At 69.2% G+C, this 11953-nt stretch carries 12 protein-coding genes and 2 riboswitches; of the genes, 11 read left to right on the top strand and 1 reads right to left on the bottom strand.

What is annotated here, in order from left to right:
• The first annotated feature begins 8 nt into the window (after positions 1-8).
• From BN3385_RS19235 to BN3385_RS19285, 11 genes are all read left to right on the top strand, one after another.
• Entirely contained in the window at positions 9-617 is a 609-nt protein-coding gene (locus BN3385_RS19235; protein WP_059019064.1) for a CDP-alcohol phosphatidyltransferase family protein, read from the top strand.
• Positions 601-1515, top strand: coding sequence for a DUF881 domain-containing protein (locus tag BN3385_RS19240; RefSeq protein WP_059019066.1), 915 nt, complete (start codon positions 601-603; stop codon positions 1513-1515). The genes BN3385_RS19235 and BN3385_RS19240 overlap by 17 nt, the downstream gene beginning before the upstream one ends.
• Before the next feature lie 9 nt (positions 1516-1524).
• On the top strand, positions 1525-1857 hold the full coding sequence (locus BN3385_RS19245) for a small basic family protein (RefSeq protein WP_059019068.1): 333 nt from the start codon (positions 1525-1527) through the stop codon (positions 1855-1857).
• 1 nt (position 1858) lies between these two features.
• Complete coding sequence (locus tag BN3385_RS19250; protein ID WP_059019070.1) at positions 1859-2599, top strand: DUF881 domain-containing protein; 741 nt, start codon at positions 1859-1861, stop codon at positions 2597-2599.
• A gap of 19 nt (positions 2600-2618) precedes the next feature.
• Positions 2619-3014, top strand: coding sequence for a glycine cleavage system protein GcvH (gene gcvH, locus BN3385_RS19255; protein WP_059019072.1), 396 nt, complete (start codon positions 2619-2621; stop codon positions 3012-3014).
• A 155-nt stretch (positions 3015-3169) separates the two neighbouring features.
• The gene (gene garA / locus BN3385_RS19260; RefSeq protein ID WP_059019075.1) at positions 3170-3655 is read left to right on the top strand and encodes a glycogen accumulation regulator GarA; all 486 of its coding nucleotides are present in this window, start codon (positions 3170-3172) and stop codon (positions 3653-3655) included.
• Positions 3655-4389, top strand: a complete 735-nt coding sequence (gene ftsR / locus BN3385_RS19265; protein ID WP_059019077.1) for a transcriptional regulator FtsR — start codon at positions 3655-3657, stop codon at positions 4387-4389. Before garA ends, ftsR begins: the two co-directional genes overlap by 1 nt.
• A 49-nt stretch (positions 4390-4438) precedes the next feature.
• The gene (locus tag BN3385_RS19270; protein WP_059019079.1) at positions 4439-4933 is read left to right on the top strand and encodes a bifunctional nuclease family protein; all 495 of its coding nucleotides are present in this window, start codon (positions 4439-4441) and stop codon (positions 4931-4933) included.
• 229 nt (positions 4934-5162) lie between these two features.
• The gene (locus tag BN3385_RS19275) at positions 5163-5807 is read left to right on the top strand and encodes a MerR family transcriptional regulator (RefSeq protein ID WP_059019081.1); all 645 of its coding nucleotides are present in this window, start codon (positions 5163-5165) and stop codon (positions 5805-5807) included.
• Between the two features lie 21 nt (positions 5808-5828).
• Positions 5829-5926: riboswitch (glycine riboswitch) on the top strand.
• Positions 5927-6036, top strand: a riboswitch (glycine riboswitch).
• Positions 6037-6079: 43 nt separating this feature from the next.
• Entirely contained in the window at positions 6080-8923 is a 2844-nt protein-coding gene (gene gcvP / locus BN3385_RS19280) for an aminomethyl-transferring glycine dehydrogenase (RefSeq protein WP_059019082.1), read from the top strand.
• An 86-nt stretch (positions 8924-9009) separates the two neighbouring features.
• Positions 9010-9879: an alpha/beta fold hydrolase gene (locus BN3385_RS19285; RefSeq protein ID WP_082690551.1), complete on the top strand. Its 870-nt coding sequence runs from the start codon at positions 9010-9012 to the stop codon at positions 9877-9879.
• Here the strand turns inward: BN3385_RS19285 and BN3385_RS19290 are convergent.
• Positions 9876-11864 carry a substrate-binding domain-containing protein gene (locus tag BN3385_RS19290; RefSeq protein WP_059019087.1) on the bottom strand — a complete coding sequence of 663 codons (1989 nt, stop codon included), beginning with the start codon at positions 11862-11864 and terminating at the stop codon, positions 9876-9878. The genes BN3385_RS19285 and BN3385_RS19290 overlap by 4 nt on opposite strands.
• Positions 11865-11953 lie beyond the last annotated feature (89 nt).

The following is an 11953-nucleotide window of genomic DNA, read 5'->3' on the forward strand; positions in this document are numbered from 1 at the left end:
TTCAACCCATGACCAACCGCGGCGACGATCGGGTGCTGACGATCCCGAACGTGCTGTCGGTGATCCGGCTCGTGCTGATGCCGGTGTTCCTCTACCTGCTGCTGGTCACCCATGCCTATGGCTGGGCGGTGGCGATCCTGATGTTCAGCGGATTCTCCGACTGGGCCGACGGCAAGATCGCCCGCCTGGTCGACAACCAGTCCTCCCGGCTGGGCGCGCTGCTGGACCCGCTGGTGGACCGCATCTACATGCTCGCCGTCCCGCTGGGGCTCGGACTGTCCGGTGTGGTGCCGTGGTGGGTGGTCGGCACGCTCGTCGGCCGGGATGCCGTGCTGGCGGCCACCCTGCCGGTGGTCCGCAGCCGCGGCCTGGATGCCCTGCCGGTGACCTACATCGGCAAGGCCGCCACCTTCGCGTTGATGTCCGGATTCCCGCTGGTGCTGCTCGGCCAGTGGGACGCCACCTGGAGCCGGGTGATCGGCGCCTGCGGATGGGGCTTCGTCATCTGGGGCATGGGTATGTACCTGTGGTCGGCGGTGCTCTACCTGCTGCAGGTGCGTCTGGTGGTCCGCACGCTGCCCCGAGTCCACGCCGCACGCGATGCCCACACAGGCTGACCCCGCCCTCGGCGGCTACGACCCGCAGGCCGGGCGGCCGCCCGGCGGGATCGACCATGCCGCCCGGATTCCGCTGCCCTCACTGCTGCGCTCCCTGCTCACCGACCACCTCGACCCCGGCTACGCCGCCGCGGCGGCGCGCCGCGAGGCCGGCCAGGTCCGCACCCGCGGCGCCGACCGGCTGTGGCAGGCCGCGGCCGCATTGCTGATCGCCGCGGTGTTCGCCGGCGCGGTCGCCCAGGCCCGCTCGACAGCGCCCGGTGTCAGCGCCGCCCAGCAGGTGCTGGCCACCAGCGTGCGCACCGCCGAGGTCAACACCGACCGGCTGACCGAACGCCGCGACGCGCTGGCCGCCCAGGCCGACGACGTCCAGCGGCGCGAATTGCGCGACGACGCCACCGGCCGCGACCTGCTCAGCCGGCTGGATCAGCTGAGCCTGTCGGCCGGCACCACCGCGGTGATCGGGCCCGGCCTGGACATCACCGTCACCGACCCGAACATCGGCCGCGACCTGACCGACGTCTCCAAGCAGCGGGTCCCCGGCAGCCGCCAGGTGATCCTGGACCGGGACCTGCAACTGGTGGTGAATTCGCTGTGGGCCAGTGGGGCAGAAGCGATTTCGGTTGGCGGGGTGCGCATCGGGCCCAACGTCACCATCCGCCAGGCCGGTGGCGCCATCCTGGTGGACAACCACCCGATCGCCAGCCCGTACACGATCCTGGCGGTCGGCCCGCCCAACACCATGCGGGAGACCTTCGAGCGCAGCGCGGGCCTGCAGCGGATGCGGCTGCTGGAGGCGTCCTACGGCGTCGGTGTCCAGGTCAGCAGCGGCGACGGCCTGTCGCTGCCCGCGGGCCCGGTCCGAGAGATTAAATTTGCCAAGCAGATCGGGCCCTAGGAAGAGGACATGATCGGAATCGCGGCACTCGTTGTGGGCATCGTGCTGGGCCTGGTGTTCCACCCGAGCGTGCCCGAGGTGATCCAGCCCTACCTGCCGATCGCCGTGGTGGCCGCACTGGACGCCGTGTTCGGCGGCCTGCGCGCCTATCTGGAGAAGATCTTCGACGCCAAGGTGTTCGTGATCTCGTTCGTCTTCAACGTCCTGGTCGCCGCGCTCATCGTCTACGTGGGCGACCAGCTCGGGGTGGGCACCCAGCTGTCCACGGCGATCATCGTGGTGCTCGGTATCCGGATCTTCGGCAATGCCGCCGCCTTGCGCCGCAGACTGTTCGGGGCCTGAGATGACCGAGGGGGAGCAGCACACCGAGCCGGACCCGCCGCCGCGGCGCACCCGGACCCAGCTGGTGTTCGGGGTGCTCGGGGTGCTGCTGTGTCTGGTGCTCGGCATCGCGATCGTCACCCAGGTCCGCCAGACCGAGTCCGGGGATGCCCTGGAGAGTGCCCGGCCCGCCGACCTGCTGGTGCTGCTGGACTCGCTGCAGCAGCGGGAGGCCGCGCTCAATACCGAGGTGGCCGAGTTGCAGCGCAACCTGGCTGCCATGCAGGCCGCGGGCAACAGCGACCAGGCGGCCATCCAGAACGCCCAGACCAGGCTGGCCGCGCTGTCGATCCTGATCGGCACGGTGGCGGCCACCGGCCCGGGAGTGAGCATCACGATCAACGACCCGGGGCCCGGGGTGGCGCCGGAAACCATGCTGGATGTGATCAACGAACTGCGGGCCGCCGGTGCCGAGGCCATGGAGATCCGGTCCGGCCAACAGGCTGTACGGGTGGGGGTCGACACCTGGGTGATCGGGGCTCCCGGCGCGCTGCAGATCGATAACCAGATCCTGAGCCCGCCGTATTCTGTTCTCGCCATTGGCGATCCGCCGACGCTGGCCGCCGCCATGAACATCCCCGGCGGTGCCGTCGACAGTGTGGAACGGGTCGGCGGAACCATGACGGTGTCCCAGACCGATCGTGTGGACATCACCACCTTGCGGCAACCGAAAGCACGCCAATACGCTCAGCCCGTCAAATGAGCGTTCTCGAAGGAGCACTGTGAGCGAAATCCCAGCCGACCTGCGTTACACCCCCGAGCACGAGTGGGTGCGTGTCACCGGTGGCAGCACCGTGCGGGTCGGGATCACCGACTTCGCCCAGTCCTCCCTCGGCGACGTGGTCTACGTCCAGTTGCCCGACGTCGGCACCGAGGTCACCGCGGGTGAGGCGTTCGGTGAGGTGGAGTCCACCAAGTCGGTGTCGGACCTCTACGCGCCGGTCACCGCGAAAGTAATTGCCGTCAACGGCGATCTGGATGCCAACCCGGCCCTGGTGAACTCCGACCCCTACGGCCAGGGGTGGCTGTTGGAGCTCGAGGTCGACGGCGATAGTCTCGAACAGGGGTTGGCGGCGTTGCTCGATGCGGACGCCTATCGGGGCACAGTGACGGAATGAAGTTGTTAGGGTGCCTGCCAGTCACCGATCCGGCGGTGGTGGGCACATCGGCGACCACCGCGCGGTACGGTCGACGGAAGTGATGATGAGGGCGGACGGGCGCCTGGTGGGGCACCCCGCCAGAGATCGCCACGGCAGCCAGTGAGGAGCAGCGGGTGACGGACAAGGACCAGAACTCTGGGGCGGACCAGGTGTCTGACGAAGTCACCGTGGAGACGACATCTGTCTTCCGCGCGGACTTCCTCAACGAGCTGGACGCACCGGCGAGCGCAGGCGGCGAGGGCACGGTGTCCGGGGTGGAAGGCCTCCCGGTCGGTTCGGCGCTGCTGGTCGTCAAGCGTGGGCCCAATGCGGGCTCGCGGTTCCTGCTCGACCAGCCGACCACGTCGGCAGGCCGGCATCCCGACTCCGACATCTTCCTCGACGACGTCACCGTCAGCCGCCGGCATGCCGAGTTCCGGTTGGACGGCAACGAATTCCAGGTCGTCGACGTGGGCAGCCTCAACGGCACCTACGTCAACCGCGAACCCGTCGACTCGGCCACCCTGGCCAACGGCGACGAGGTGCAGATCGGCAAGTTCCGCCTGGTCTTCCTGACCGGACCGAAGCCGGCCGACGACGAAGGCGGTCCAGGAAGCTAGTGACCGCTCCCGATACTCCCGCGCTTGCCGGGATGTCGATCGGAGCGGTCCTGGACCTGCTACGACCGGACTTCCCGGACGTGACGATCTCCAAGATTCGGTTCTTGGAAGCTGAGGGTCTCGTCACGCCCCAGCGCACGGGATCGGGGTATCGGCGGTTCACCGCTTATGACTGCGCGCGGCTGCGGTTCATCCTCACCGCGCAGAAGGATCACTACCTTCCGCTGAAGGTGATCAAGCAGCAGCTGGACGCCTCACCGGACGGCGAGCTGCCGCAGGCCGGATCTCCTTACGCCGTACCACGATTGGTGCCGGTGTCCGAACAACCCGGCGCCGAGGAGACCGCGGCGGTGGCCCGCGCCCAGGTGCGGCTGAGCCGGGAGGACGTGCTGGACCGTTCCGGCGTGGGCGATGCACTGCTGACCGCGTTGTGCAAGGCCGGGGTGATCACCACCGGCCCCGGCGGTTTCTTCGACGAGCATGCCGTGCTGATCGCCCAGTGCGCCCAGGCCCTCGGTGAGTACGGCATCGAACCGCGGCATCTTCGGGCGTTCCGCTCGGCGGCCGACCGGCAGTCGGATCTGATCGCCCAGATCGCCGGCCCGGTGGGCAAGGCGAGCAAGACCGGCGCCCGTGACCGCGCCGACGATCTGGCCAGGGAGGTCGCGGCGCTGGCCATCACGCTGCACACCTCGCTGATCAAGTCCGCTGTGCGCGACGTTCTCGATCGCTGAGGATTAGACTCGCAACGGACGGCACAACCAGCTCGGAGGTCAGACACAAATGGGTGAGGTTCGTGTAGTCGGCATCCGGGTCGAGCAGCCCCAGAACCAGCCGGTTCTGCTGCTGCGCGAGTCCAACGGTGACCGTTACCTGCCCATCTGGATCGGTCAGTCGGAAGCCGCGGCCATCGCGTATGAGCAGCAGGGCGTGGAGCCGCCGCGGCCGCTCACCCACGACCTGATCAGAGATGTCATTGCCGCCCTTGGGCATTCGCTCAAGGAGGTGCGGATCGTGGATCTGCAGGAGGGCACCTTCTACGCCGACCTGATCTTCGACCGTGACATCAAGGTCTCGGCGCGACCGTCGGACTCGGTGGCGATCGCGCTGCGGGTCGGTGTCCCGATCTACGTCGAAGAGGCGGTGCTCGCCGAGGCGGGTCTGCTGATTCCCGACGAGAGCGACGACGAGTCCACGGGAGCCGTCCGCGAGGACGAGGTCGAGAAGTTCAAGGAATTCCTCGACAGCGTGTCCCCGGACGATTTCAAGGCCACCTGAGCGGGTAGCCCGCTGCCGGTCAAGATCACGGATCCGTCTCATCTCGGTCGGCAGCGGTTCGACACGCGTGGCGGATGCCGGGCAGCATGCCCGGTGGCGGCCATACTTTGATTGCGACGACGAGCACGACCGCCCGTCGACAAGCGTATGCTCGAAAGACTCGGACGCAGGGCAAACGCGGTGGGGCAGCGGTCAGCGGGCCATGGTTCGAACGGCGAGAGGAAGCATCGTGGGCGAGCAGCCACGTCAGGGACAGCTGGATCTTGCCGGCGCGGGCCTTTCCGATTCCGCGGGCCACTTCGAGGACGACAGCGCCGTGCGCCCGGTGAGTGAACCGGTGCAGGCCGGGCTGTTCCCCGATGACTCGGTGCCCGACGAACTCGTCGGCTACCGCGGCCCGAGCGCCTGCCAGATCGCCGGTATCACCTACCGTCAGCTCGACTACTGGGCCCGCACCTCGCTGGTGGTGCCCTCGATCCGCGGTGCGGCCGGCTCCGGCAGCCAGCGGCTGTATTCGTTCAAGGACATCCTGGTCCTCAAGATCGTCAAGCGTCTGCTCGACACCGGCATCTCGCTGCACAACATCCGGGTCGCCGTGGACCACCTGCGCCAGCGTGGCGTCCAGGATCTGGCCAACATCACCCTGTTCTCCGACGGCACCACGGTCTACGAGTGCACCTCGGCCGAAGAGGTCGTCGACCTGCTGCAGGGCGGTCAGGGCGTGTTCGGGATCGCGGTCAGCGGTGCCATGCGCGAGCTGTCCGGTGCGATCGCCGACTTCCCCGGTGAGCGGGCCGACGGTGGCGAGTCGATCGCCTCGCCCGAGGATGAGCTGGCCTCACGGCGCAAGAGCCGCGACCGCAAGATCGGTTAACAGCTAGAATCTGTTCTGCATCGCCCTTGTGCGGGAGAGTTCCGTGGCCGCCAGTCACGGACGCCGAAGGAGCAATACCTCTCCGTCAACCTCTCAGGCCCCCGGACCGCACTCGGCCACGATGCCTCTGGAAAGTGGTGACCCCTGGTCACCCGCCCATGGGGAAAGGCGTCTGAACCGCGCCGAATCTCTCAGGCACCCGGCACGGGTCGACGACAGAGGGAGAGGACGCCGCTGACGGCTGCGTCCGCCCGAGTCCAGGAGCCCTCCCCGTGTCAGACCACACCCAGCCCAGCTTCGCCGATCGCCACATCGGACCGGACTCCCACGATGTGGCGCGGATGCTCGACGTCATCGGGGTTGCCACCCTCGACGAGCTGGCCGCCAAGGCGCTACCCGCCGGCATCCTCGACCTGCCAGGCTCCGACGGCACCGCGCCGGGCCTCGACCGGCTGCCCGCCGCGGTCGGTGAGCACGAGGCGCTGGCCGAACTGCGGGCCATGGCCGACAGCAACACCATCGCCGTATCGATGATCGGGCAGGGCTACTACGACACGCTGACCCCGCCGGTGCTGCTGCGCAACATCCTGGAGAACCCCGCCTGGTACACCGCATACACGCCGTACCAGCCGGAGATCAGCCAGGGCCGGCTGGAGGCGCTGCTGAACTTCCAGACCATGATCGCCGACCTGACCGGACTCGAGGTGGCCAACGCCTCGATGCTCGATGAGGGCACCGCGGCCGCCGAGGCGATGACGCTGATGCACCGCGCCTCGCGTGGATCGTCGGCCCGGCTGGCGGTGGATGCCGACCTGTTCACCCAGACCGCGGCGATCCTGGCCACCCGCGCCGAGCCGCTGGGCATCGAGATCGTCACCGCCGATCTGCGGAACGGATTGCCCGAGGGTGAATTCTTCGGCGTCATCGCGCAGCTGCCCGGGGCCAGTGGCCGGGTCACCGACTGGTCCAAGCTGGTCGAGCAGGCCCACGAGCGTGGCGCGCTGATCGCGCTGGGCGCCGACCTGCTGGCGCTGACCCTGATCGCCCCGCCCGGGGAGATCGGCGCCGACGTGGCCTTCGGCAGTGCCCAACGCTTCGGTGTGCCAATGGGATTCGGCGGACCGCACGCCGGCTTCCTGGCGGTGCACTCCAAGCACGCCCGGCAGTTGCCGGGCCGGCTAGTCGGGGTGTCCGTGGACGCCGACGGGTCGCCGGCCTACCGGCTGTCGCTGCAGACCCGCGAACAGCACATCCGTCGCGACAAGGCGACCTCCAACATCTGCACCGCCCAGGTGCTGCTGGCCATCATGGCGGCGATGTACGCCAGCTACCACGGTGCCGACGGTCTGGCCGGGATCGCCCGGCGGGTGCACGGCCACGCCCGCACGCTGGCCGCCGGCCTGGCCGCCGCGGGTGTCGAGGTGGTGCACGACACCTTCTTCGACACCGTGCTGGTGCAGGTGCCCAACCGGGCGGCCGCGGTGCAGGCCGAGGCCAAGGGCCGGGGTATCAACATCTGGCGGGTGGACGCCGACCACGTGTCGGTCAGCTGTGATGAGGCCACCACCGCCGTACACGTGGCCGCGGTCCTGGAGGCCCTCGGTGCGGCCCCGGCCGGGGAGTATGCGGGTCCCGAGATCGACTCGCGGACAACGGACTTCCTGACCCACCCGGCGTTCACCAAGTACCGCACCGAGACCGAGATGATGCGCTACCTGCGCTCGCTGGCCGACAAGGACATCGCGCTGGACCGCAGCATGATCCCGCTGGGCTCGTGCACCATGAAGCTCAACGCCGCCGCGGAGATGGAGTCCATCACCTGGCCGGAGTTCGGCCGCCAGCACCCGTTCGCCCCCGCCGGGGACACCCCGGGCCTGCGCAGGCTGATCGCCGACCTGCAGGACTGGCTGACCGCCGTAACGGGCTATGACGCAATCTCGTTGCAGCCCAACGCCGGATCGCAGGGCGAGTACGCCGGGCTGCTGGCCATCCGCGACTACCACGTGGGACGTGGCGAGGGTCACCGCGATGTGTGCCTGATCCCGTCGAGTGCGCACGGCACCAATGCCGCCTCGGCCGCCATGGTCGGGATGCGGGTGGTCGTGGTCGCCTGCCGGGAGAACGGTGACGTGGACCTCGACGACCTGCGGGCCAAGGTGGCCGAGCACGCCGAGCGGCTGGCCGCGATCATGATCACCTATCCGTCCACCCACGGCGTGTACGAGCACGACATCGCCGACATCTGTGCCGCCGTGCACGACGCCGGTGGGCAGGTCTACGTCGACGGTGCGAATCTCAATGCGCTGGTCGGTCTGGCCCGGCCGGGCAAGTTCGGCGGCGATGTGAGCCACCTGAACCTGCACAAGACGTTCTGCATCCCGCACGGCGGCGGTGGCCCCGGTGTCGGGCCGGTGGCGGTGCGGGCGCATCTGGCCCAGTACCTGCCGGGCCACCCGCTGGCCGAGGAATTGCCGCACGGCCATGTGGTGTCGGCGGCGCCCTACGGTTCGGCGTCGATCCTGCCGATCACCTGGGCCTACATCCGGATGATGGGCGGGCGCGGCCTGCGCGACGCCACGCTGACGGCGATCGCGTCGGCCAACTACATCGCCCGCCGGCTCGACGAGTACTACCCGGTGCTCTACACCGGCGAGAACGGCATGGTGGCCCACGAGTGCATCCTGGATCTGCGGGGGATCACCAAGGCCACCGGCGTGACCGTCGACGATGTGGCAAAGCGCCTGGCGGACTTCGGCTTCCACGCCCCGACCATGAGCTTCCCGGTGGCCGGGACTCTGATGGTGGAGCCGACCGAGAGTGAGAGCCTGGCCGAGGTCGACGCATTCTGCGAGGCGATGATCGCCATCCGCGCCGAGATCGACAAGGTCGGTTCGGGCGAATGGCCGGCCGAGGACAACCCGCTGCACAACGCGCCGCACACCGCGGCCTGCCTGCTGGTCGACGAGTGGACGCACCCGTACACCCGCGAGCAGGCGGCCTACCCGCTGGGTCAGGCGTTCCGGCCCAAGGTCTGGCCGCCGGTGCGCCGCATCGACGGCGCCTACGGTGACCGCAACCTGGTGTGCTCGTGCCCGCCGGTGGAGGCCTTCGCCTGACGATGGCGTTCAGACCGCACTGAGGGCGAAGAATTCGCCAGGGTTTCGCTCTCAGTGCGATCTCAACCCCTGATAGCGTCACACCTGTGTTGCCCGCCAGCGTTCGCCAGTGGCAAGAAGGTGGCCGGCTCGTATCGACGAGCGCGGGTCAGGTGTTCGTCCGCTCCTCGCCCGGTGCTGGACCGACTCTGCTTCTGCTGCACGGGTTTCCGTCCAGTTCCTACGACTTCCGCGGGGTGGTCGACCGGCTGGGCGACCAGCCCTGGCTGACCCTGGACTTCCTCGGGTTCGGCCTGTCGGACAAGCCGCGGCCGCACCGCTACAGCCTGCTCGAGCAGGCTGACATCGTCCAGGAGGTCGTCGCCGACGCAGGCGTGGGCCCGGTCGTGCTGCTGGCCCACGACATGGGCACGTCGGTGGCCACCGAGCTGCTGGCCCGCGACCTGTCCGGCGCGCTGCCGTTCGATCTGCAGCGGGCGGTCCTGACCAACGGCAGCGTCATCATCGAGCGGGCCAGCCTGCGCCGCAGCCAGAAGATCCTGCGCGGGCCGCTGGGCCCGCTGTTCGCCCGCCTGACCAACAAGAGCGGCTTCATCCGTGGCTTCGCCGAGCTGTTCAGCGCGGCGCATCCGCTCTCACCCGAGGAAGCCGAAGCCCAGTGGGCGATGCTGGCCCGCGATGACGGTCACCGCATCTTGCACCTGCTGTGCGCCTACCTCAACGAGCGAGTGCGCTTCGCGCCGCGCTGGCACGGTGCTGTGCGGGACTGGGCGAAACCGCTGAGCTTTCTGTGGGCCACCGGCGATCCGGTGGCGACCACCGATGTGCTGGCCGGCCTGACCGAACTGCGCCCGGCCGCCGAGGTCATCACCCTGCCGGGGATCGGGCACTACCCGCAGCTGGAAGTGCCCGACGAGTTCACCGCCGGCGCCCGCCGACTGCTCGGGCTCGATTAGGACAGCAGCTGGCTGACCGCCGCGATGAGGTCGGGGGAGTCCGACGTCGCGACGTTCTGATAGGAGCCGCCGGAGATCTGGGCGACGGCCTCCCAGGTGGCGCGATCCGGGTCGTCACCGAGATCGATCACGTTGACCGCGACCGGCCGGGCCGGATCCACCGCCGACTTGATGTACTCCTGCAGTCCGGGACCGTCCAGGGACTGGTCGGTATGCGGGCCCTGGGTGATTACCAGAATCGAGTTCGCTTGTCCCTGGCGGAAGTTCGTCAGCGCATCGCCGTAGACCAGACGCAGCGTGGTGAAGGAGACCGCCCCGCCGCCCGAGGATGACAACCCGTTGAGGGTGTCGGTCAGGACCGCCGAACGGGCCTGCCCGTCGAGCTGATCCGACAGCGGTCCGATGCCCACCGCCGAGCGGCCCTCGACACCGTTGAATGTCCACAGCCCCACCGCGGCGTTCGGCGGCAGCGCCCCGATCCGGCCGTCCAGAGCGGCCACGACATTGGCCAGCCGGGACTTGCCGCCCTCGTCACCGGTCATCGCCTGGTCGAGCATGATCGTGGTGGCCGATCCGGTGGCCGGGGCCGACAGCGCGGCGGCCAGGGTGGCCCGCACCGAATCGTCGCCGACCACCAACGGGGCGCCGAGCTGGCCGAAGCTCACTACGTCGTTGCCGGACGGCGTGGTGCCCTCGGCACGGAACCCGGCCTTGGCCAGTTCGGCGAGCTGCTCCGGTTTGCGCATGTAGCGGGCGAACTCACTGGCCGCGCTCACCTGCTCTTCGGACAGCCAGTTTCCGGCCAGCAGCACGGTCGGATAGTCGGCCAGCGCCACCGGGCCCGGCGGCAGGACACCCGCCACGGCGTTCTTGGCATCCGAGATCGACGCCGACCGCGCGAACAGTTGCTGTTCGGTGGTCGCCACCGCATGGACCGGGGCCGCGGCGACGTCGCCGGATGCCAGCAGCGCCTTCCAGGCCTCGTCGGCGGTGTTGTCGGCCAGTTTGGGCTGACCGCCGAACAGGGTGTTGACCGCGCCGAGCCCGGCAGTCGCAGGACCGTCCGGGGGAGCGGCCGCCGAGGCCACCGCCTCGCCGACAAGGTAGGTGGCGTCACTGTCACCGACGGTGGGCAGCGCCAGCCGCAGCGATCCCCAGCCGGGCAGATCCAGGGAGTCCAGTGCGGTGGGGTTGGTCTGCAAACCGGGCAGCGCGCCCCAACCCTGTTGCTCCAGGGCGGCTTTCAGCGGCGGGCGGACCGCCAGCAGCACCGGCGAGGTGACCAGGGAGCGGGCGTCACTGACCACCTCTTTGCCCGCGGTGGCCTGCAGCCGGGCCGCCGACACCGAACTGGCCGGAATCCACAGGGCGGGCCGCTCGCCGAGGTCGGCGGGCCACTGGTTGACGAATCCGTTGATCACCGGGTCTGAATCGGCAATCGTGACAACGACTTTCACGCAGCGATCGCCGACCGGCGTCGCGTTCGCGTTGTAGCCCTCGGCGAACTTCTTGACGTTGTCCGCGATCGACGGGTCGACCACGACGGGCACATTGGCGGTGCCGGCCAGGCACTGCTGGGCGGCTTCGGTGGACCGATGGGACAGCACGCCGCCGAAGAACCGCCACAGGATTACCGCGCCGACGACCACGACCACCGTAATCAGCGCAGCGATCACGCCGAGGCTCACTCCGCGCCGTCCGCCTTCGCTGCGATGGCCACCTTCCCAGCCGCTGCGCCGCCGTCCACCGGTCGCCGGTGGCGGCGGGGGCGTGGCGCCATACGAGTCGGCCGGACCGTCGTCGTACTCGTCGCGGTAGTCGGGTTCGTCGTCGGGCAGATAGCGGTCATCGAGCGGCTCGTAGTGCTCGAACGGCGCGTCCTCGGGCTGCTGAGCGAACCGGCCGGTGGGCGACTCCGAGGAGTCGGCGGGCTCAGCAGGTTCGCCGAAGGATTCCCCGGGACCGGGTTTGCTGTGCCTGCCCATGGCGGTGCCTAATCCTCTTTCGTCGAACGGTTCGCGCCAGACCCCGCACGAGTCTAGCGATCAGCAGTCCGCCACCTCGCAGTGGCGAG

This window comes from Mycobacterium sp. M26, assembly GCF_001494595.1.
Lineage (GTDB): Bacteria > Actinomycetota > Actinomycetes > Mycobacteriales > Mycobacteriaceae > Mycobacterium.